The sequence below is a fragment of the Polyangium sp. 6x1 genome, from assembly GCF_029946515.1.
GTDB lineage: Bacteria > Myxococcota_A > Polyangia > Polyangiales > Polyangiaceae > Polyangium.
Genome location: NZ_JARZHH010000052.1, coordinates 33973 through 55081 on the forward strand (window position 1 = coordinate 33973; position 21109 = coordinate 55081).

Here is a 21109-nt window from a genome sequence, read left to right on the forward strand (position 1 = left end):
TGTCGGGAGACGCCCGAGCCCGGCCGCTCGTGTTCAGGACGGGCGGGCGGCCGCGCTGCGCGTGGATACGTTTTTCAGGACGAACGAGCTCGCGCCGCGGCGTCAATAATGCCAGGGGAAGCGCTTGTAATCGGGTTTGCGCTTCTCCAGGAACGCGTCGCGGCCTTCCTGGGCCTCGTCGGTGCCGTAGGCGAGCCGCGTCGCCTCGCCGGCGAAGAGCTGCTGCCCCACGAGGCCCTCGTCGGGGAGGTTGAAGCCGTATTTCAGCATTCGCATCGCGGTCGGGCTCTTGCCGTTGATGAGCGCGCCCCATTCGAGCGCCACCTTCTCCAGGTCCTCGTGCGGCACGACGGCGTTCACCATCCCCATCGCCGCGGCCTGCTCGGCAGTGTAATCGAGGCCGAGGAAGAAGATTTCCCGCGCCTTCTTCTGGCCGATCTGCCGCGCGAGCAGCGCCGATCCGTAGCCGCTGTCGAAGCTCGCCACGTCGGGATCCGTTTGCTTGAACCGCGCGTGCTCCCGGCTCGCGAGCGTCATGTCGCAGACGACGTGCAAGCTGTGCCCGCCGCCGACGGCCCAGCCCGGCACGACCGCGATCACGACCTTCGGCATGAATCGAATGAGCCGCTGCACCTCCAGGATGTGCAGTCGCCCGAGGCGCGCCGCGTCGACTTCGCCGGCTTCGCTCCCCTCGTATTTGTACCCGTCCTTGCCGCGAATTCGCTGATCGCCGCCCGAGCAGAAAGCCCAGCCGCCGTCCTTCGGCGAGGGGCCGTTGCCCGTGATGAGCACGCAGCCCACGTCCGCCGTGGTCCGCGCGTGCTCGAGCGCCGTGTAGAGCTCGTCCACCGTCTTCGGCCGAAACGCGTTTCGCACCTCGGGCCGGTGGAAAGCGATACGCACCGTGCCCTGGTCCACGGCGCGGTGGTACGTGATGTCCGTGAACGAAAAACCCGGCACCTCGCGCCAGCGCGCGGGATCGAAGATCGCTGAGACGGTCATGAAATCGAGCCTCCTCGCGGCCGCGACCCTACACGTCCCCGGCGGCATCCGCCACAGGCGCCGGTGCGCGTTGTCAACTTGTCACGCGCGGCGCATCCGTCCGGTCAATTCGTCACGCGGAGGGCTCCGTCCGGAGGGAATCGCCTTCGCGCCGCAGGATTTGCTCCGTGGCACGAGCTGTGCTCAAACACGCGGGATGGATACAGCTTCGTCGGGTGATCAGGGGGCTTCGTTCGGGAGGCGGCGCGTGTTTCGAGCGGCGTGGGCGGCGCTCTGGGTCGCGGCGGGGTGGCTGACGAGCGGCGACGCGGCGGCGCAGACGGTGGCGTTCCAGTCGCAGCAGCAGGCCGTCCGTGAGCCTACGTCACAGCGCACCACGACCCAGTGGGACATCAACCGAGAGGAGTGCTTGAACCCCGACGAAACCTTCACGTTCAACCTCACGTTCACGGGGTTCACGAGCTCGTATTCGTTCGAGGTCTGGGGGACGACGACGGCGGGGGTCGATTGCACGGATCCGATGCAACGGACGGGCTCGGCGAAGCAATGCTTCCAGATCAATCCGTCGAAGATTCCGCAGGCGAACCCCGTGAACAACTCGGGGCAGGTCGTGATGACGGCGGCGGACATGGTGGCCGTCGATCCCGACCCGGACATCCAGGCCTGCGCAGAGAAGAACATCACGGGGGCGGAGAAGGCGATCACGCTGTTTTTCATGCTCTTCGGCAGCGGAACCGTGGTCAGCAACGTGAAATGGACGAACTCGAAGCTCGACCTCTGGGGGCCCGGCGCGCCCACGGAGGTGTCCGTGAAGCAGGGGGACGCGGGATTCGCCGTCGAGTACAAGCCCCCCTCGGACACCGATTCCGCGGGCATCGCCGTGTATTGCGCCAAGGGAGGTGTCCTCGTCCCGGGCGGTGAGACCGGCAGCGGGGGCGCGGGTGGGAGCGGAGGCGGCGGCGGGAGCGGGGGCGCGGGCGGGAGCGGAGGCGCGACGTGCGCGAGCCCGTTCGTGGCGGGGCAGCGCCCCGATCCCGCGTGGGTGCCTTGCAGCGAGTCGAATACCGTCACCGACCTGGAGAACGGCGTCGAATACGCGGTCGCGGTGGCAGCGAGGGATAACCGCGGCAACGTCGGACCGCTGTCGGAGGTGCAATGCGTGGCGCCCGTCCCGGTCGACGATTTCTTCGAGATCTATAACGAGCTCGGCGGCAAGGGCGGCGGCCTCTGCTCGGTCTCGGCGTCGCCGGCGTCGCGGGCCGCGGGGGTCTTCGGCGGCGCGATCGCCCTCTCCGCGGCCGCGTTCGCGATGCGACGGCGCAGGCGAACGGAGAGACGCGGGCGTGGCGCGGGCGGCGAGGGGGCTTCGTGATGCGGACGAGGATCCTCGTATCGGCGCTCGTCGGGATCGCCGCGCTCTTCGCGTCGAGGGGCGCCGAGGCGCAATCGAGGCGCATCCGCGATTCGAACTGGCGACAGAGCGAGCGCGACAGCACGCAGCAGGGCAGCCCCCAGCGGTTCGCCCTGGAGCTCCGCTTCGGCCTTTATTATCCGCAAGTCGACGAGGAGTTCGGCGGGACCGGCCCGTACCAGAAGTTCTTCGGCGACAAGGGCCGGTTCCACTTCGGCGCCGGGTTCGACTGGCAAGCGCTGCGCATTCCGTGGGTCGGATCGTTCGGCCCCGGGGTCGGGCTCGGATACACCTCCGCGTCGGGCAAAGCGTTCCGCGAGGGGACCTACGACGACGCCACGAATACGTATTCCTACGAAGATCGCCGCGTCGGCGAGACCTCGCTCACGATCCTGCCGATGCACGTCTCGGCCGTGCTCCGCCTCGACGAGCTCTTCCGCCGCACCGGCGTGCCGATCATTCCTTATGGCAAGATCGGCTTCGGCGCGGGCCTCTGGTGGGTCGACGTCGGCGAGGAGACGGCCAAGGTCGGGACCGGCGACGACGAAATCAAGGGCGTTGGATTGAGCTACGGCGTGCACTGGGCGATCGGCGGCATGCTCGCGCTCGATTGGCTCGGCCGGCGCTCCATGGCCTCGCTCGATCAGGAGACGGGCATCAACCACGTGCACCTCTTCGGCGAGTGGACGAACCAGAACCTCGGCCTCGGCAGCAATCAAATGAAGGTCGGCACCTCGACCTGGACCGCGGGCCTCACGTTCGAGATGTGAACCGCGTCAGGGGCCGTCGAAGACCCCTTCCGTGTACACGAACGGCTTTCCGTTCGCGGGATCGACGAGCCCCTCGGTGAATGCCTTGATCTTGGCGTCGCCGAGGAGCTCGCACACATGGCGGAAGCGCGCCCGGGCGTGGATGGTCTCAGGCGTTTCGAGGGCCCAGGCCCTCGCTTGGAGCAAGGCGTCCGCGTAATGGCGGACGAGGGGGCCCTCGACCGCCAGGAGCCAGGTTTCCCGCGCGGATTGGTACATCTCCTCGCGCCTGCGGCGGAGCTCCTGCGACGTGGCGACGAGGTTCGGATTCCCGCTCGCCTCGGCCTTGCCGAGCAATTCTTCTTCCTTGTTGGTGTAGAGTTTTACGCGAGGCGGCTCGGCGCCCGCGAGGCGCTGGCGCACGACGTCGTGGAGCGCGGCTTGCTTGATGCGCGCGTGGATCGAAAGGACACGGGGCTCTTTGCGCGCGGCGAGCTGCTCGAATGCGCGGTTGAGCGTGGAGGCCGCGGCGAAGTCGTCGTCGTAGGCCTTCTTGACCTCCATGATGTTGCCGGCGTAGGGCTCGATGGCCCGCTCGATATCGAGCCGCCGGGGGATCCTCTTCACGATCGCGGCATAGACGCAGGCGGGCTCGTCCTCGGCCTTGTCGGGGGCGCACGCGGCGTCCGGCGCCTCGGGGGCCTCGGGGCCGGGCGCTGGGGCGGCGGGCGCGTTCGTGAGGACCTGCGGCGCCGCGCGGACCTGCGGCGCGCGTGGCTCGGGGGGCGGGGAGGCGCAGGCCGTGGCGGCGGTCGTGATCGCGGCGAGGAGGAAGGAGCGTCGCACGATGGGACGAGTATACAGCTTGACGCCGCGCGTGTGCCGGGTGAACGGATTGGTGTGGGCAGCGATCTCTACGACGTGAGCATTCGATCGTACCGGGAGTGGACGCGCGACGAGGCCGAGCGGCGCGCCCTCGCGCTGGGGCCGAACATCGAGACGGCCGCGCGCTTTTTCGACGAGGCCGGGCCCTACGTCGAGGCGCGATTTCACGTGAAAAGCACCCACCCGGACGCGCCGATCTGCTGGGATCACGGCTTCGTAATCCGGCTCTTCGACGAGGCTGTGATGGAATGCGAGGCGCCCGAGGGCGAGACGTTCGGTTACGAGAACACGCCCCTCGCCCGCGAGAACGAGACGCTCTGGAAGATGCGCTTCGAGCTCGACAAGAAGAAGCTCCCCGTCCTCATCGTGGAGGTGCTCGCGAAGGTGCGCGGCTCCGGGCGCAATCACAATCCGATCGGGGACACGGTGGAGCTCGTCGCGTTCTTGCCGAAGCGGTATGCGCCGAACATCTCGAAGCTCGGCTATTTCGCGTCGCGCGCGTGGTCCGGGCCCACCTGGAGGGAGTGTGAGGACGACACGAGGACGAAGCGCCCGCGGTTTGCGCAGGTATTTCCCGTTCGCCGCTCGTTCGTCCTGGAGCCGTCGCTGGGGTCCGCGATTGGCCTCGCGCCCCGCGCCGAGGGCGGCGTGTACGTGCTCACTCCGCTGCTCCTCGCCGCGGTTTCGCGGAATGGCGAGGTCACGCCGGTGTTCGAGGTCGGCGCGGTGAGCGGGGGCGCCGTCGCGAAATCGATGGCCGTGGACGGCGCAGGGAACGTCTGGATCGGCACGGCCAAGGGATTGGTCTTGCGCGAGCGCTCGGGCGAGGTGACGCGTTTCGGGGCGAAGCAGGGGATCAAGAGCGCAGCCTTCGTGGCGATCGCGCCGGATGGCCGGGTGTTTGCCGGCGGAAAGGACGGGCTTTTCGTTCGCGCGGAGGCGGGAGGGTCCTGGTCGCTCGTCCATCCGGACCTCGAGGGCGAGGAGATTCGATCCGTGCATGCCGGCGAGGACGGCACGATATGGGCGACGGGCCTCCGTTACGTGTGGAGGGTTCGTCCGGATGGAACCCTCGACAAGCTGGGCAGCCGGCAGGGAATCGAGAGCCGCGAGCATGTCATTCCGCTTCCGGACGGCTCTGCCTGGGTCATCCCGGCGCGCGGGGCCGTCCTCCGCGTCGCCCCGACCACCCCGAGCGCGACGCCTTGTCCGATCGCGCAGAACCTGGCCCCCGAGGGGCTGTGGGAGGGGTTTGTCACGAAAGACGGGTCTGGCGTCCTCGTCACGAGGATGGCGCACGTCCTCCGGATCGAGGAGGGCGCGGCGCCGCGCTGCTTCGTTTTCGAGAATACTTGCGATGATTTCCGGAAGGAGACGTTTGGGTGCCCCCGCGTCTGTCTTTCCCCCGAAGGCGACGTGTTCGTCGCGACGGGCGATGGGCTCTCGATCGCGCGGGCCGAGGACCTCGCCGCGGCCGCGCAAACGACGCCCCTCAATGCGGATCTGCCGCATTTCGCGCATATCGAGCCGACCGGGCTCTTGCCGGCCAGCGACGAGGCGTCGGGCAGGGACGTCGTCGATTTCAAGGGGAAGAGCGTCGTGCTCACGGGCACGCTGGCGACGATGATGCGCGCCGAGGCCGAGAAGCTGCTCGTGGCGCACGGCGCGGTGCTCTCGGATTCGGTCGGGAAGAAGACCGATTATCTGATCGCGGGGGCCAAGGCCGGAAGCAAGCTGGCGAAGGCCGAGCAGCTCGGCGTGAAGGTGCTCGGCGAGGACGTGCTCGTCGCTTTGAAAAGCGGCAAGACGGCGGCGCCGGCCGCGAAGGCCGACGTGAAAGCACCAAAGCCCGCGAAGGCGCCGCCGCGAAAGGAGGTCGCCGATCTCGCGCGGCTGTTCCCGCTCTCCGATCAGCCTGGCGCGCCCGCGGGGAAGCTGGAGCATGGCCTCATGCGCAGCCTCGCCGAGTCGAGCGCGCCGATGACGCCGGAGAAATGGAAGAAGCTCGTCGCGAAGCACAAGAAGTTCCTCGATGCCGGCGGCGCGGGCGGCGTGTTCCATTCGCTGGAGGCGAGTGGGCTGGTCATGGCCGTGTATGCCGGCGCGTCCGGGGGCAAGCAGGACGATCAGGCGAGCTTGCAACGCCAGAGGCTCCCGGAGGGCTTCGACGCGAAAAAGGCGCACCTGCCCTGGGCGAGCGGCTGCAGCATGATCGCGGAGAAGGTGGATTTCTCCGGCGCGGACCTCTCCAGCGGCAATTACACCGATTCGTTCATGGCCGGCGCGCGCTTCGACGGCGCGGACCTCAGGCGCTCGGATTTTTCGCGCACGGACTTCACGGGCGCGAGCTTCCGCGACGCGGATCTTTCGGGCGCCGATTTCGAGTGCGCCGATCTGCGCGGCGCGGACTTCACGGGCGCGAAGCTCGTAGGCGCGCGGTTCCCGGGCGCGAAGCTCGACGGCGTGATCGTCTGATTCAGGGCTCGACGAAGAATTTCGGCGCCTCGATGCGCTCGCCTTTGCAGCGGGGGCAGCGACTCGGGCGCGCGAGCGAGCGGCGGTCCTCGAAGACATACCCGCAGCCGAGGCAGGTCGCGGGGCTCACGCCGAGGGCGCTGCCCTGCCTGGCCAGCGAGCGGGCGACGTGTTCGAGGTGAGCGAGCACGTCCTTTTCGCGCAGCCCGAGCGTGACGGAGAGCGCGCGCGCCGTGGATCGCCCGGATCGTAATGCTTCGAGCAGCGCGTGCCGCGTGGTCTCGGCGCGCTCCTTGGGTACGGGCGGCTCCTTTCCTTCATGATACGACAATTCTACAGGAAGAGCGCAAGGAAGGCACGGCCCTCGGCGGCGCGGGCGCCGAGGAAATGGCAGGACGCCACGATTTCCTGATAGGGTAGGGCCAATGAAGCGCTCGCTCTCCCTCCTCGTCCGGGCTGCCGTCGTCGCGAGCCTCGGGCTCGGCTCGGTCGCATGTTCCTCGGGCGCCGAGGAGCCGCTTGTTTGCAAGTCCGTCACGCCGCCCGCGGGCGCGCCGAAGCTGCTCGAGGCCGATTGTGATCCGCTCGTCCCGACGCAATGCGGCTATCCGTTCCCCTCGAACGTGTGGCTCGAGGACGACGCGAGCAAACCGACGGGGAAACGCGTGGCATTCGGCGCGACGACGCTCCCGGTCGCGGCGGGGAACGGGCCGGTGGATCCGGCATGGTGGGCGCCGAGCGACGGGTTTTCCCCGGGGCAGCCGGCGCTGACGCACCTGCCCGGCGCGACGATTACGGGGTTACCGACGCAGGATTCGATCGAGCTTTCGCTCTCGGACACGTCGCCGACCGTGATTCTCGACGCGGAGACGGGCGAGCGGGTGCCGCATTTCTCGGAGCTCGATCGGAGCCTCGTGGCGGAGGCGGACGAGGAGCGCGCCTTCATGGTGCGGCCGGTCGTGCGCCTCGCGGACGCGCGGCGGTACATCGTGGCGATCCGGAACGTGGTGGACGCGAATGGCAAAGCGATCGCGCCGTCGCCCGCGTTTCAGGCGCTGCGGGACGGGACGGCGTCGTGTGAACCATCGGTCGAGGCGCGGCGCGCGCTTTATGACGATATCTTTGCGCGGCTGGAGAAGGCGGGGATCTCGCGAAAGGATTTGCAGCTCGCGTGGGATTACACGACGGCGAGCCGTGAGAACAACACGGCCGCGCTCGTGGCGATGCGGGACGACGCGCTGATGAAGGTGGGCGCGGAGGGGCCGGCGTACACGCTGACGAGCACGGAGGAGTTCACGGAGGCGGAAAACCCGCGGATCTGGAGGCGGCTCGTGGGCCTGATGAAGGTGCCGCTGTATCTGGATGCGCCGGGGCCGGGGTCGTCGCTCGTGCTGGGGGATGATGGTTTGCCGAAGCAAAACGGATTCGCCGAATACGAGTTCGTGGTGCATGTGCCGCACGCGGCGAAGCAGGGGCAGAAGCTCGCGCTCGTGCAGAATGGTCACGGGCTGCTCGGCTCGAAGTTCGAGGGGGGCGACGGATACCTCGGGGAGCTCGCGAATCGGCACGGATACGTGGCCTTCTCGGTGGATCTCGTGGGCATGGCGAGCGAGGACGTCTCGAGCATCACGGACGCGCTCGTGACGGACGCGGGGGCCTTCCGGAAGAGCGTGGACCGGCAGCACCAGGGCATCTTGAACAGCCTGCTCGCAATGCGAATGATGTCGGGCCGCTTCGTGAACGAAGAGCTCCTGCAGGTGAATGGCGAGAGCGTGATCGACCCTACGCAGCGATTCTATCGGGGCGATAGCCAGGGCGGGATCTTCGGGACGACGTACATGGCGCTGTCGACGGACGTGACGCGGGGGCTCGTGAGCGTGCCGGGAATGCCCTACACGATGCTTTTGGATCGGAGCGTCGATTTCGCGCCGTTTTTCCTGTTCCTGAAGGGCGCCTACGGGACGGGGCGGAACATCCAGCTCGTGGAGGGGCTGATGCAGATGTTGTGGGATCGAACGGAGCCGGATGGCTATGCGCCGTACATCCGGGAGAACATGCTGCCGGGGACGCCTGCGCATGACCTTTTGATTCACGTGGCGATCGGGGACCACCAGGTGTCGCCGCTCGGCGCGCACATCCTGGCGCGGACGGTGGGCGCGAAGAATGTGGCGCCGGTGAACCGAACGATCTGGGGCGTGGACGAGGCGCCGGCGCCGCTGTCAGGGGCGGCGATCGTGGAATACGATTTCGGTTTGCCCGAGGCGCCGAAGACGAATACGCCGCCGAAGGGGGACGAGGACCCGCACGGGAAGGTGAGGGCGCTCGACGCGGCTTATTCGCAGAGCGATGCGTTTTTTCGGACAGGGGTGATCAAGGCGTTCTGCGAGGGGGCGTGTGATCCGGAGTGATCAGGGGGCGCAGAGGTCGTTCGAGCACATCTTGTTGTAACACTCGATGTGTTGGACGCAGGGATCGAGCGGGCCTTTCACGCAGGTCTTCTGGCCGTCGCCATCGGGATCTGCGCAGTAAAGACTGGCGCATTGTGACGGCCCCGTACATTGCAGGCCGAGGATTCCTTTGCAACCACCCGAACCGGTGCACGCAAGATTGTCCTTGAGCAGGCACGACTCCGACGCGCCATAACTGGGATCTTCCCCGTACTTCGGCACGTAATTGCATTGGCCGGTCGCCCCGGGAAGTGAGCAAGTCTCGCAGGTCCCATCGCACAGACTGTCGCAGCAGACTCCGTCCACACAGAAGCCGGTCTGGCAGTTGATTGTGTCAACGCATGCTTTCCCTTGCGGACACTTGGGACAAAAACTTCCTCCGCAGTCGACGTCCGTTTCGTCGCCGTTCTTATCGCCGTCGTTGCAGCGAAAGCAGCTCTTTGAATCGGGATCGCAGAAGCTGCCGCTTGGGCTGCAATCGGCATGCGTCAGGCATTGAACGCAGGTTCCTTCTGCATCGCAGAGCTTGCCACCGTTCAGCATGCACGACGTGCCCTGCGTCTCGATGATGGAGACCTCTCCGCCCTTCCCATCGCATTGCGTCTGCTTGCAGTCTCCTTCAGGCTGTGGGGTTACCGGTGTTCCTGCCGCTGCGAGAGTTCGCGTGCATATTCTCGCGGCACACGTCCAGTTCTCGCATGCCGTGGAGGCCCCACAGTCGTCGACGCTGATGCAACCTACACACTCGCCGTCGCCGTCGCAGACGCCGAGCGGACACATCGTGTGCCCGTCGGAAGGTCGCAGCGTGCAGACGTTCGCCTCACAGGTCCAGAAGGAGCAGAGCGGTGCTTCCCCACAGTCGGAAGGCACGACGCAGGACCGGCAATTCGACTCTTCGCAGACCTTCTCGTAGTCGTCGAGGCCGAGGGCGAGGCCACATCCGACGATCGTGCCGGCGAGGAGAAGTGCCAGCGGGATCCGGATGGCGCGCATCGAGTCACCCTTCAGGGTAGGGGGTCACGCCCTCAAGGGCCACACACGCCGTTCGTGCACGTGTTGTTGAAGCATTCAACGGGCTGATTGCACGGGTCCCCGGGCCCCTTGACGCAGGTCTTTTGGCCGTTATTGTCCGGATCAGCGCATCGGAGGCTAGCGCAATCCCCATTGCCGGTGCAGTTGGTATTGAGCGCCTGCAAACAGCTAGCCCCAGCGCTGCAAGCGAGGCCATCGGCGTTCAAGCAGGACATCCCGTTCCCATAGGAGGGATCCTCGCCATACTTCTCGATGGGATTGCACTCGCCGACGAAGCCTGGCAGATCACACGCGAGGCAGGGACCACTGCAAGAGGAACTGCAGCATACCCCGTCGGCGCAATTGGCCGTCGTGCAATCCCCTACCGCGTTGCACGACTTGCCTTGCGTGCACTTGGGGCACCTGTCGCCGCCGCAATCAACATCGCTCTCGTCGCCGCTCTGGATGCCGTCTGTGCAGCTGAAGCACGTATTGGACTTCGTGTCGCAAAAAATTCCGCCCTGTCCACAATCCGCATCCGTATTACACTCGACGCAATTCCCTTCCCCGTCGCAGCTCTTCCCATTCCCCACGCTGCAAGGCGTCCCCTGCGCCGCGGGCGTGCTCATCGGGGTCCCGCCCACGCACGACGAGAGCTGGCACGCCGTCGACGGCACGTCGCTGTCGTCGTTCGCCGTCGTCTCGTCGCCGTTGCCGTCGCACTGGATCTGCTTGCAATCCCCAGGCACCTGCGCAGGCACCGGCGTGCCCGAGGGCGCGAAGGTCAGGTTGCAGACGCCGCTGTTGCACGCGTACGGAGCGCAGTCCGTCGATTCGCCGCATTGCTCCGGACTCGTGCATCCGGTGCATTGGCCGTTCGCGTTGCACTTCAGCGCGTTGTTCGTGCCGCAGGGCAAGCCGGCCACCTTCACGTGCGCGTTCGGTTGGCCCTCGCAGCCCTCCACCGTGCACGGGTCGCCGTCGTCCGCCGCCAGCTTGCACTCGCCCTTCAGCGCCGTGCTCTCGCCGTTGCGATCGATGTCCTCCGCCTCGTTCGAGCAGCCAGGGCCCTGCATCAGGCCGAGCACCGCCACCGGCAAGAGCAAGAGCCACGTCGCGCGATTCGTTCGCCGCATGTTCCGGTTCTCCATGGCCTCAGAACGAGCCGACCACCATGCCGCCCGTCTGGCCTGCGCCGAGGACCGGGACGACGTTCACACCCATCAGCTTCCGGCCGAACGGCGTGCGCGGCAGCAAGAACAATCCCACCGTGCCGATCGCCGCCACGCCGCCAATCACGTACCCGGCCAGCGCGCCGTTCGCATACGCGTCCTGCGACGACAGCGTGTCCTTGAGCTTCGCGCACCCCGCCGCGTTCGGCGCGAACCCGCCCGCGCCGCACAAGCCCGAGGTCGTCGGCGTCGTCTGCCGCAGGAGCGTGAGCTGCTGATCCGCCTCGTCGCTCTTGCCGTTCGCCATCATCGTCAGGCCCACGCCGAGCCCGAGCCCGATCACCGTGAGCCCCGCGCCGCCGATCATCCCGTACGTGCGCCACTTCGGCGAAGGCAGCGGCGGCGGCTTCGGCTCCTCTTTCTTTTTCGGTTCCGGCTCCGCCTTCTCCGGCTCCGACGGCATCGGCGCCAGCGCGAACTCCATCTCGCTCTCGGTCGCAGGCGCCACCGCGAGCAGCTCCTTGCCCGGATCGAAGCCGAACTTCTTCACCTCGATCTCGTGGCTGCCCGGCTCGACGAAGACCGGCGCCGCGAGCGGCGATCGCCCCACCGCGCGGCCGTCGACGAGCACGTCCGCGCCCTCGACGTTCGCCTTGATGATCAAGGTCCCGAGCTTGAGCTTCGCCTCGTCGAGCAGCTTCTGCGCCGCCTGCTTCTCGATCGCCGTCGCCGACTTCGCCTCGCGCACGTAGAGCTCGAGGTGCTCGGCCGCGTCGCGCGGCTTGCCCGTCTGCAGCTCCGACTGGCCGAGGACCAGGCCGTAGGCGGGATCGGGCTTCAGCTTGAACGCGGCGAGCGCCGCGTCCCGCGCCTTGTCCCACAGGAAGTTCTTGTGCGCCTTCTTCGCTTCCTCGAACAGGCGCACCGATTCCTTGTCGGCGTCCGCTGGCGACGGAGCCGGGGTCGGCGTTGCGGCCGGCGCCGGAGTCGCGGGCGCCGCGGCGCCTTTGTCCGGCGTCGCCGGCTTGCCCGGAGCGCCCTGCGCCCACACGGCCGGCGTGCTGGTCCAAACGCCCGTCATGAGCAGGCCTGCTGCCCACCATCGCCCTCGTCGCATCGTCATCGACCCTGCGCTCCTTGCTTCGCGCGCATTGGACCAAACAAGAGGCCTCTCCCTCAAGCGTAAAGTTTCGATCCGGTCGCGTCCCCGCGAAGCCGGCAGGGCAGGGCCCACGCCCCCCGCGGAGGTCCAAGGAGGGGCGCCCCGAAAAGTCGAGATACTCGGGAGCCGGGCCGACATCGTTTGTCCACCAATGAAAAATGGTGCCCGGGCCTCGCGTGCGGCGCCGGGCTTCGTTCTTCCGCCGATCGGACGGGAAACTAGCTCCCTCGGCGGGACCATGTTCCAATCGCCGGATGCGCCGCTCGCTCCCGCTCGCGCTCGCCGGCCTTTTGATCGGCTCGTTCGCCTCGGCCGAGGAGTCGCCCCCGAAGGCACCGCCGCCCGCAGGCGCGTCCGTGCCCGCCGCGCCCAAGGCGCCCGCGAAGAAGATCCGGAAGGCGAAGAAGGCGAGGAAGCGTGATCCAAAGGCGCCCGTCGCGAACTCGCCGGGCTTTCAGATCCTCGCGGGCGGCGTGAGCCGCGTGTGGGTCGAGATCAGCCAGAAGGTGGACATCACCGAGCACAAGGCCGAAGGGCGGATCGCGTACCGCATGAAGGGCGTCTCGGTGCCCACGCGGACGAACCGCTTGCCGCTGGAGACGATGTTCTTCCAGACGCCCGTCGGTCGCGTGCTGCTCGCCGAGCTCGATGACGGCGACGTGGACCTCGTGATCGAGCTGAAGCAGCCGAGCACGCCGAGCTACAAGCTCGTCGAGACGGAGGGCGGCGTGACGCTGCAGGTCGATTTCCCCGCGCCCGCCGCGGGCAGCCAGCCGAAGCCGGCCGCGCCCAAGCAAGCTCGGGCCGAAGGGGCGATGCGCTGAACCGACGGTCCGTCGCAGCGGCGATCGGATGCGCCGCGTGGTTCTCGGGAGCGCCGGCGCGCGGGCAAGACAAACCCGGCGTGCAGGGCGAGGTCCAGTTCCGCGCCGACGAGGCGCGCGCGGATCCCGAGCGCGGCGAGGTCGAGCTCGAAGGCGGCGTCGTCGTGACGTACGACCGCTACCGGCTCACGGGGAGCAAGCTCGCGATCAAGCTCGGCCCGAACGCGGTCGAGATGCGCGGGACGGCGAAGCTCACGCATTGCCCTTGCAAAGATCCGCCCGTCTCGCTGGAGGTCTCGGGCGCGCGCGCGACGGGGCAGGGGGAGATCGAGCTCCGATGGCCGCGACTCTACTTCGGGGCCCTGCCGATTTTCATCTTCCCGTGGCTCCTCGTTCGGCCGCCGGATCGCGTGGGGCTCTTGCCGCCGCGGTTCGCGATGCGCGGCGACGACGGCGCGCTGATCGGCGCGGGCGCGCGGTTTCCCTGGCGAGGCGCAGACGGGCGGCTGCGCGCCGTCGAGCTCTACGCGTCGGGGTACGTGCAGGGGGGCGTGGAGCTCGGCGCGCGGATCGAGGGGCCCACGATGACGGGGAAGTTCACGTGGGATCGGCTGCGGCAAGATCGGTTCGTCGCGGACGCGCACGGGTTCGTCCGGACGGACGCGCGGCCGGACGTGCGGATCGCCTGGGATCTCGACGCGATCCGGGGCGCGCGTGGGCTCGTGGCGACGCCCTCGCTCACCGCGGCGGCGCAGCCGTTCGACGTGGGCGCGGCCGAGGTCGTGATGGAGGTCGCGCCGGGGCGCGGCGTGGGCGCGATCCTCGGGACCGGGCTCACGGCGCGGGCGCGGCGCGGGGAGGGGCCGATCGTTTGGGGTCCAACGGCATTCGCCGGGGCCTCGGGCGCGGTGGGGCGGCGTGGGAGCTGGGAGGCGAACGCGGCGCTGGCGATGCTTTCAGGGCAAACGAATACGCCGTACGGGCGCGCCGAGGCGGGAATCGAGGTCACGCCGCGGCTCGGGCCGCTCTTCACGCGGGCGCGGCTCGGCACGCGGGCGCGGTTCGCAGGGCCCGAGGGCGCGAGGGCGGCCTGGGACGCAGCGGCCGAGGCGCGAGCGGAGGCGTTCGTCACCCTGGAACAATCGTTCGGCGGGGCCAAGGACGCCTTTCCGCTCGTGCACCGCATCTCGCCGCGGATCGAAGCGCGCGGCGTGATCGCGCAGGGCGCGGGGTCGTTTTTCCAGGCGATCCGGCCGGATCTCGGGCCGGCGCTCGGCCTCGCGGCGGTCGGCGCGTCGAGCTCGCTCGGGCAGGCGTTCGGCAGCTCGCTCGAAGCCGAGGTCAAGGCCGGGCTCGTCGTGACGAACACCGGGACGAGCGCGGTCGGCTGGGCGAGCGCGGAGGGCACGCACGGGAACGTGACCGCGCGTGTCGAGGCGATCGCGAGCAAGGGGAGCGTGGAGCTCCCGGAGAACGAGGGTGACGGAATTTCAGCGCTCGCCGAGCTGCGCGTGGGCATGGAGGACGGGACCACGTTCCTGCTCGACATCTACGGGCGCGCGGCGGGGACGGGCGGGCTCGCGCGTCCGCTCGGCGGAAAGCTCTTGCTCGGCGATACGATCGGGCTCGTGGCGGAGCGCGGGCTCCTCCTGGGCCTCGGCGGTTCGAGGCCGCTCTTCGGCGGCCTGACGGGGAACATCCGCGCCGACGCGGATCTGTGGACGAGGGCCCTCGTGGGCTTCGGCGGCGCGGTTTCGTATCGGCATCCGGACGGGTGCGTGGCGTTCGAGGTCGGCGGGAGCCGCCGCGCCGGGCGGCCCGGCACGGACATCTGGGCCTCGGTCGACCTCGTCCCCCCGTTACCTGGTCGACCTGCGCCGCGCTGACTTGCACGCGGCGGATTCGGTTGCGACCATGGCTGCCGACGTGCCGAGCGAGACGACGCAGGGGGCGACCAAGGCGCCGAAGGCGCACGTGATGGTGGTCGACGACGAGCCGGCGCTGCGTCGCAGCCTGGCGCGCGTGCTGCTCGCCGAGGGCTTCGACGTGATGACGGCCGAGGACGGCGCCGCCGCGCTCACGCTGCTCTCGACGGCGCGCGCGGTCGACGTGGTGCTGCTCGACGTGATGATGCCCGGTCCGAGCGGCATGGAGGTGCTCGCGCGGATCAAGGAGCAACACCCCGAGGTCGAGGTCGTCATGATGACGGCGTTCGGCGACATCGACACGGCCGTCGCCGCGGTTCGGCAAGGCGCCTACAACTTCCTGACGAAGCCGTTCGGCCCCACGGAGACCGTGGCGCTCGCGCTCATGCAAGCCGCGGAGCACAAGCGCCTCGTCGATCGGACGCGCCTGCTCGAGCAGCGCCTCGTGGAGCACGAGCGGTTCGGCGAGCTGATCGGCCGTTCGTCGCGGATGCAGGAGGTCTACCGGATCGCGCTCGGCGCGGCGCCGACGACGTCGACGGTCTTGATCCTCGGGGAAAACGGGACCGGCAAGGAGCTCGTCGCGCGCGCGATCCATCAGCACAGCCTGCGGAGCGACAGGCCGCTGCGCGCGATCAACTGCGGCGCGATCCCCGAGACGCTCGTGGAGACCGAGCTCTTCGGCAGCATGCGCGGCGCGTTCACCGGCGCGCAAGATCGGCCGGGGCTCTTCGAGCTCGCCGACAAGGGGACGGTGTTCCTCGACGAGATCGGCGATCTGCCGCTGAGCGCGCAGGCGAAGCTCTTGCGCGCGCTCGCCGAGGGCGAGATCAAGCGCGTGGGCGCGACGGAGCCAAAGACGGTCGACGTGCGCGTGATCGCCGCGACGAACGTGGACCTGAAGGAGCGGATCGCGTCGGGGCGCTTCCGGGAGGATCTTTATTACCGGCTCGCCGTGATCCCCGTGCATTTGCCGCCGCTCAGGCAGCGAAAAGAAGACATCCCGCTACTCGCGTACCATTTCCTGCACAAGTACGCGCGGCGGAGCGGCCGGGACATCAAGCGGATCGGGGTCGAAGCGCTCCGGCTCTTGCGCGAGCAGCCCTGGCCGGGGAACGTGCGGCAGCTCGAGAACGCGATCGAGCACGCGGTGGTGATGACGCGCGGCGACTCGATCCTGCCCTCGGATCTACCCTTCGGGCGAGACGAGGCGCACGCGGGCGAAGACGGGGCGCCCGAGGAGACGCGGGCGTTCTGGAGCGATACGCTGTCGGAGCTGCCGTTCACGCAGGCGAAGGAGAAGGCGGCGATCGCGTTCGAGCGCGCCTACGTGGAGCGGCTGCTCAAGCGCACGAGCAACAACGTGAGCGAGGCGGCGCGGCAGGCGGGGATGGATCGCTCGAATTTCCGGCGGCTCATGAAAAAGGTCCGCGCAGCCTCGGACGACGGCGCCGGCGAGGACGACGAGGGCTGAACGCCGTGAACACGGTTGCAGCGAGCGGGCCCCTGTGAAAAAGACCGCGGACATGGCGCAGCGGTCGATCCGGCGATGGCTCCTCGGGGCGGCCCTTTCCCTGGGCCTCGCGGCCGTGCCAGCGCCCGCCGAGGCCGCGGACAAGGTCGTCTACGATCTGCGGCAGATCCTGGAGATCGCCGAGCGAAACCACCCGAACGTGCTCGCAGCCCGAGCGCGGCTCGCGCAGGTGCGGGCGCAGCTCGACGAGGCCCATCGCGCGCCGTTCAGCCAGTTCCGCATGAGCGGCGGTGTCGGCCTCGCGCCGACCGTGCTCGGCAACAACGTCTTCAGCCCAAACACGGACGTGTCGCTGACGAGCAGCCTCGGGCTCGCCTGGAGGGCCAGCGTCGATGGCGTCGTGCCGCTCTGGACCTTCGGCAAGATCACGAACCTGTGGGACGCGGCCGAGGCGAACGTCACGGTGAACAAGGCAAACGTCGAGAAGGAGCGCGACGCCGTGCGCCTCGACGTGCGCCGCGCCTACTTCGGCCTGCAGCTCGCGCGCGACGGGGCGCTGCTGCTCAAGGACGTGCGCGGCGCGATCGACAAGGCCGTCGGCAAGATGAAAGAGTCGATCGAGAACGACGAGGGCGATCCGATCGAGCTCTTCAAGCTGCAGACGTACACGGCCGAGCTCGAAGTGCGCGAAGCCGAGTCCGCGCGGTACATGACGGTGGCGCTCGCGGGGCTGCGGTTCTTCACGGGGATCAAGGATCTCGACATCCCCGACGCGCCGCTGAAGCCGCCAAAGCACAAGCTCGGGCACGTGTCGCGGTACCTGACGGCAGCGCGGCTCTACCGGCCCGAGCTCGCGATGGCGCGGGCCGGGGTGCAAGCGCGGCGCGCGCAGGTCGAAGTGGCGCGGGCGCAGCTCTTCCCCGATATCGGGCTCGGCCTGAACGCAGGTTATGCGCGCGCGCCCGAGGTGGCGAACCAGATCAACCCGTTCGGCAGCGATACGGCAAACTTCTTCTGGTACGGCGCAGCCGTCGTGTTCCAGTGGAAGCTCGATTTCCTGCCGCAATCATCCCGCATCCAGTTCGCCGAGGCGCAGCTCGAAGAAATGCGCGCGACGGAAAAACTCGCGCTCGGCGGCGCCGGAGTCGAGGTAGAGACAGCCTACGCCGAGGTCATCGACTGGCAAAAGCGCGTGGACGCATACGCGAAGGCCGTGTCCTACGCCAAGAAGTGGCTGGTCACGGTGCAGCAGGGGATCGACGTGGGGACGCGCGAGGAGAAAGACGTCCTCGACCCAGCAAAAGCGTACGCGACAAACCGGTTCAGCCTGATGAACGCGACGATGGAGCTCGATCTCGCGATGAGCCGACTCGCAAAGGCCACCGGCTGGGATGTGATCGCGCCCGACGGGCTCTGAGGGATAACGCCTCGCCGGGGTTTCACCCCGGGCCCGACCAGGGGTTGTCCACCCCTGGACCCGGACCAGGGCCAGCCCTGGACCCTTGGTGCATCGACCGCGATGCGGTCGATGCAAGGGGTCGTTATCGGACGACGATCCAGAGCAGGATGAGCAGGAGCGCGACGAGGCCGCTCGCGCTGCCCACCGCAATGGCGAGCTGCGTGCGCGGCGGGGCGTTTTGCCAGAAGTTCGCGAGCGCCGCGAGGCCACCACCCGCAGGCTGCTGCGTGGGCGGACCAGGCCGCGCCATCCAAGCAGGAGGCGCGCCAGGGCCCATCGGCAAGGGGCCCGTCGTGCCAGGGATGTTCACCGCCGGCAAGTTGCTCTGCGAAGTCATGAGCTGCCCCGGCATGGGCGGCGGGCGGAACATGCCCGGCGGCATCCCAGGCTGCCCCCCCGGCCCCATCATGCCAGGAGGCGGCGCCGCATACACGCCAGACGCCGTCGGCGTAGGCGCACCGAAGCCGCCCGATCCGCCGGGGTTTGGAGCGCCAAACTGGCCCGGCGGCGGGAGGTTCTGCAGCTCGGGGAACTGGCTCGTGTCGAGCGGCGTCGTCTTCGAGTATTTGTTGCCAGGGCCGAACGCATTCCTCGCCGCCACGAGGTCGCCCGGCTTGACCGGCGCCGTCGGCGGGTCGTCGATGTTCTCCGACGGGATCGCGTACTGGCGCTGCCCGCGGCTCGGCTCGAGCATGCGCGTCTTCTCGCTGTCAGGCGCGCGCTCAGGGGGTTCGGGGGCATAGCGCCGCTCGCGGTGCGGAGCCCCCGACGATTCAGACAGCTCCGGTTTGACGTAGAACGTCGTGGGCGTGTCGCGCCGCTCGGCAGGCGCGTCGTCGTCAGCCGCATGCCCCGGGCTCGACGGCAGCGACGGCGTGAGCTCGTCGAGCGGCGGGACAGGGCCGTCGGGCAGCGGAAAAGCCTGCGTCGCCTCGCTGTTGTGAATCGGTCGAACCCCCGAGGGCGTCGGCGCGCCGCCATGGAAAGGCCCCGCATGCGAGGGGCGCGGCGGCTCGGGCGCGGACGCGCGCGGCGGCTCGTTCATCCACGCAGAGAGAGAACGATCGCCGAACGGCGCAAGCTCGCGGCAGAGCTCGAGCACGCTGCCTTGTCGATCGTCGCGGTCGGGCGCGAGCGCGCGCATGATCGCCTTGCACACGGGCTGCGGCAGGTCGGGCCGCAGCCGCGCGATGTCCGTCGGCGGGCCCGAGCAGAGCGCGAAGACGAGGTCGCCGATGGTGTCCGCGTCGTAGGGCTTGCGGCCCGTCAAGCACTCGTAGAGCACGACGCCGAGCGAGTAGAGATCGCTGCGTCCGTCGACGCCCGAGGGGTTCCGGAGCTGCTCGAGGCTCATGTAGTACGGCGTGCCGACCGTGGAGCCCGTGCGCGTGAGCGAGCCACCGGGGACAGGCGCGTCGCTGGCGATCTTGACGATGCCGAAGTCGAGGAGCTTGACGTCGTACACGCCAGGGCTCGGGCCCGGGCCGAGGTGAATGTTGTCGGGCTTCAGATCGCGGTGGACGATGCCCTGCGTGTGTGCCTCCGCGAGGCACTCGCCGACCTGCAGCGCGACGTTCACCGTGAGCTCGAGCGGGAGCTGCCCGGCGTCGTGCAAAAGCTCGCGAAGGCTCTGGCCGGCGAGCAGCTCCATCACGAGGTACGGGCCCTCGGTCGGGCTCATGCCCATGTCGACGATCTTCACCGCGCGCGGGCTCTTGAGCAGGCTCGTCGCTCGGGCTTCCTGCTCCAGGCGCTGGTACGTCGTCGGATCGAGCAGGGATTTCAGGGCCAGGCGCTGGCCCGTGCGGACGTGCTCGACCTCGTGCACGAGGCCGTTGCCGCCGCCTCCGATGAGCCGGAGGACGCGGTAGCGACCGTCCACGATGGTGCCCGGACGGAAGGCGGGGACGTCGGCCTGTACATCTGCCGGAGCTTGCTCGGGGCGAACGGGGGCCATGGGGATCGCGGCTCGGACGGCGAGTCTAGATCAGCTCGTCGTCGAGGGATACTTTCCAGGAGGGGAACAGCGACGCTGCGGTGTGGGTCCTTGAACACCCGCGACCTTGGCACTACCGTGCCCGCTCACCATGGCGACGAGCGAGGCTCTGACGGCCGGAACGAAAGTGGAAACGTCCGCCTCCCGCTCCCGGGGAGACGTTGGCTTCTACACGGTGCTCGCCCTCTGCGCCGCGGCGTTTCTGATCTCGATCCACGTGATCTTCTTCAAGGCGCCCGTCGAGTCGACGATGGGCATCGTCCAGAAGATCTTCTACTTCCACGTGCCCATCGCGTACTCGATGTACGTCGGAGCCGCGGTGTGTTTCCTGGGTTCGGCGGGTTACCTCGCGCGCGGGACACGCGGCTGGGATGCGCTGGCGCGCGCGGGCGCGGAGTGCGCCGTGGCGATGGGCGTGCTCGTGCTCGTGACCGGAGCGCTCTGGGGCGCGAAGGCGTGGGGCGTGTACTGGACCTGGGATCCGCGGCTCACGACGGCGCTGCTCTCGGTGCTGATTTACGTGGCGTACGTGGTGCTGCGGGCGTTCGCGGGCGACGGGGATTCGGAGCGGAAGTTCGCGGCGGCGCTCGGGGTGCTCGGCGCGGCAAACCTGCCGATCATCCACTACTCGGTGCAGAAGTGGGGCGGCAACCACCCGAAGGTGATCACGTCGGGCGGCGGCGGGCTCAAGCATCCGGACATGAAGCTCGCGCTCATGCTCGGCTTCTTGACGTTCACGTTGCTCGCGGTGGTGTTGATCTGGACGCGCGTGCGGATCGAGCTCGCGGCAGCGCGGCTCGGCGAGGCCGAGGAAGAGGCGCTCGAGCTCGGCGTGGGCGAGGAGTAGACGATGTCGGCGAACCAAGCAGCACAGCAAACGCCCGGCGCGGCGGGGCAGGGGACGGCCGACGATCGCGGGACGACGTTCCGCGCGGTCGAGGGCGGCAATCAGATGCAGAGCGGCGAGAAGCTGCTCGTCGAGGCGTACGCGTTCATCTGGATCGTGGTGCTCGTGTTCGTCGCGTCGATGTTCCGGCGGCAAAGGCGGCTCGATCGGCGCATCGACACGCTGGAGACCGCGCTCCAGAAGGCGCGCGCGAAGAGCGCGGGGGAGTGA

At 68.7% G+C, this 21109-nt stretch carries 17 protein-coding genes; 10 read left to right on the forward strand and 7 right to left on the reverse strand.

Going from position 1 to position 21109, the window contains the following annotated elements; all coding sequences use genetic code 11:
• Positions 1-102 precede the first annotated feature (102 nt).
• Positions 103-1002 (reverse strand): 1,4-dihydroxy-2-naphthoyl-CoA synthase, encoded by a 900-nt coding sequence (locus QHF85_RS35580; protein WP_281331848.1) that lies wholly within the window; start codon positions 1000-1002, stop codon positions 103-105.
• A 247-nt stretch (positions 1003-1249) separates the two neighbouring features.
• Between QHF85_RS35580 and QHF85_RS35585 the strand changes: the two genes are divergently transcribed.
• Entirely contained in the window at positions 1250-2374 is a 1125-nt protein-coding gene (locus tag QHF85_RS35585) for a hypothetical protein (RefSeq protein ID WP_281331849.1), read from the forward strand.
• A complete protein-coding gene (locus QHF85_RS35590) occupies positions 2374-3183 on the forward strand; it encodes an MXAN_2562 family outer membrane beta-barrel protein (protein ID WP_281331850.1) in 810 nt (269 codons plus the stop codon). The genes QHF85_RS35585 and QHF85_RS35590 overlap by 1 nt, the downstream gene beginning before the upstream one ends.
• Positions 3184-3189: 6 nt before the next feature.
• Here QHF85_RS35590 and QHF85_RS35595 read toward each other — a convergent pair whose 3' ends face one another.
• Positions 3190-4008, reverse strand: a complete 819-nt coding sequence (locus tag QHF85_RS35595) for a hypothetical protein (protein ID WP_281331851.1) — start codon at positions 4006-4008, stop codon at positions 3190-3192.
• 75 nt (positions 4009-4083) lie between these two features.
• On the opposite strand from QHF85_RS35595, the gene QHF85_RS35600 reads away from it, so the two are divergent.
• Complete coding sequence (locus QHF85_RS35600) at positions 4084-6522, forward strand: pentapeptide repeat-containing protein (protein ID WP_281331852.1); 2439 nt, start codon at positions 4084-4086, stop codon at positions 6520-6522.
• A gap of 1 nt (position 6523) precedes the next feature.
• Here the strand turns inward: QHF85_RS35600 and QHF85_RS35605 are convergent, their stop codons facing one another.
• A complete protein-coding gene (locus QHF85_RS35605; RefSeq protein ID WP_281331853.1) occupies positions 6524-6853 on the reverse strand; it encodes a transcriptional regulator in 330 nt (109 codons plus the stop codon).
• A 94-nt stretch (positions 6854-6947) separates the two neighbouring features.
• Here QHF85_RS35605 and QHF85_RS35610 point away from each other — a divergent pair, with 94 nt between their 5' ends.
• Positions 6948-8930, forward strand: coding sequence for a hypothetical protein (locus QHF85_RS35610; RefSeq protein ID WP_281331854.1), 1983 nt, complete (start codon positions 6948-6950; stop codon positions 8928-8930).
• Here the strand turns inward: QHF85_RS35610 and QHF85_RS35615 are convergent, their stop codons facing one another.
• From QHF85_RS35615 to QHF85_RS35625, 3 genes are read right to left on the reverse strand one after another with little or no spacing between them, the layout of a single operon-like run.
• Complete coding sequence (locus QHF85_RS35615) at positions 8931-9962, reverse strand: hypothetical protein (RefSeq protein WP_281331855.1); 1032 nt, start codon at positions 9960-9962, stop codon at positions 8931-8933.
• Between the two features lie 32 nt (positions 9963-9994).
• Positions 9995-11116, reverse strand: a complete 1122-nt coding sequence (locus tag QHF85_RS35620; RefSeq protein ID WP_281331856.1) for a hypothetical protein — start codon at positions 11114-11116, stop codon at positions 9995-9997.
• A 19-nt stretch (positions 11117-11135) separates the two neighbouring features.
• Positions 11136-12275 (reverse strand): PEGA domain-containing protein, encoded by a 1140-nt coding sequence (locus tag QHF85_RS35625; protein ID WP_281331857.1) that lies wholly within the window; start codon positions 12273-12275, stop codon positions 11136-11138.
• 293 nt (positions 12276-12568) lie between these two features.
• Between QHF85_RS35625 and QHF85_RS35630 the strand changes: the two genes are divergently transcribed.
• The 4 genes from QHF85_RS35630 to QHF85_RS35645 all read left to right on the forward strand — a co-directional run bounded on the left by QHF85_RS35630 (position 12569) and on the right by QHF85_RS35645 (position 17954).
• Positions 12569-13138: a hypothetical protein gene (locus tag QHF85_RS35630; protein WP_281331858.1), complete on the forward strand. Its 570-nt coding sequence runs from the start codon at positions 12569-12571 to the stop codon at positions 13136-13138.
• 80 nt (positions 13139-13218) lie between these two features.
• Positions 13219-15024, forward strand: coding sequence for a hypothetical protein (locus QHF85_RS35635; RefSeq protein WP_281331859.1), 1806 nt, complete (start codon positions 13219-13221; stop codon positions 15022-15024).
• Positions 15025-15052: 28 nt separating this feature from the next.
• Positions 15053-16537: a sigma-54 dependent transcriptional regulator gene (locus tag QHF85_RS35640; RefSeq protein ID WP_281331860.1), complete on the forward strand. Its 1485-nt coding sequence runs from the start codon at positions 15053-15055 to the stop codon at positions 16535-16537.
• Positions 16538-16571: 34 nt separating this feature from the next.
• Positions 16572-17954 carry a TolC family protein gene (locus QHF85_RS35645; RefSeq protein WP_281331861.1) on the forward strand — a complete coding sequence of 461 codons (1383 nt, stop codon included), beginning with the start codon at positions 16572-16574 and terminating at the stop codon, positions 17952-17954.
• 124 nt (positions 17955-18078) lie between these two features.
• On the opposite strand, the gene QHF85_RS35650 is transcribed toward QHF85_RS35645, so the two are convergent.
• A complete protein-coding gene (locus tag QHF85_RS35650; protein ID WP_281331862.1) occupies positions 18079-19953 on the reverse strand; it encodes a serine/threonine protein kinase in 1875 nt (624 codons plus the stop codon).
• 214 nt (positions 19954-20167) lie between these two features.
• Between QHF85_RS35650 and QHF85_RS35655 the strand changes: the two genes are divergently transcribed.
• A complete protein-coding gene (locus tag QHF85_RS35655) occupies positions 20168-20839 on the forward strand; it encodes a cytochrome c biogenesis protein (protein WP_281331863.1) in 672 nt (223 codons plus the stop codon).
• A 3-nt stretch (positions 20840-20842) separates the two neighbouring features.
• Entirely contained in the window at positions 20843-21109 is a 267-nt protein-coding gene (locus tag QHF85_RS35660) for a CcmD family protein (protein WP_281331864.1), read from the forward strand.

What these genes read in the sequence shown, in the direction of transcription:
- QHF85_RS35620 (WP_281331856.1), bottom strand. Translation starts at nt 11,116, where the DNA reads ATGCGGCGAACGAATCGCGCGACGTGGCTCTTGCTCTTGCCGGTGGCG.
- QHF85_RS35580 (WP_281331848.1), bottom strand. Translation starts at nt 1,002, where the DNA reads ATGACCGTCTCAGCGATCTTCGATCCCGCGCGCTGGCGCGAGGTGCCG.
- QHF85_RS35625 (WP_281331857.1), bottom strand. Translation starts at nt 12,275, where the DNA reads ATGACGATGCGACGAGGGCGATGGTGGGCAGCAGGCCTGCTCATGACG.
- QHF85_RS35615 (WP_281331855.1), bottom strand. Translation starts at nt 9,962, where the DNA reads ATGCGCGCCATCCGGATCCCGCTGGCACTTCTCCTCGCCGGCACGATC.
- QHF85_RS35630 (WP_281331858.1), top strand. Translation starts at nt 12,569, where the DNA reads ATGCGCCGCTCGCTCCCGCTCGCGCTCGCCGGCCTTTTGATCGGCTCG.
- QHF85_RS35660 (WP_281331864.1), top strand. Translation starts at nt 20,843, where the DNA reads ATGTCGGCGAACCAAGCAGCACAGCAAACGCCCGGCGCGGCGGGGCAG.
- QHF85_RS35590 (WP_281331850.1), top strand. Translation starts at nt 2,374, where the DNA reads ATGCGGACGAGGATCCTCGTATCGGCGCTCGTCGGGATCGCCGCGCTC.
- QHF85_RS35610 (WP_281331854.1), top strand. Translation starts at nt 6,948, where the DNA reads ATGAAGCGCTCGCTCTCCCTCCTCGTCCGGGCTGCCGTCGTCGCGAGC.
- QHF85_RS35650 (WP_281331862.1), bottom strand. Translation starts at nt 19,953, where the DNA reads ATGGCCCCCGTTCGCCCCGAGCAAGCTCCGGCAGATGTACAGGCCGAC.
- QHF85_RS35640 (WP_281331860.1), top strand. Translation starts at nt 15,053, where the DNA reads ATGGCTGCCGACGTGCCGAGCGAGACGACGCAGGGGGCGACCAAGGCG.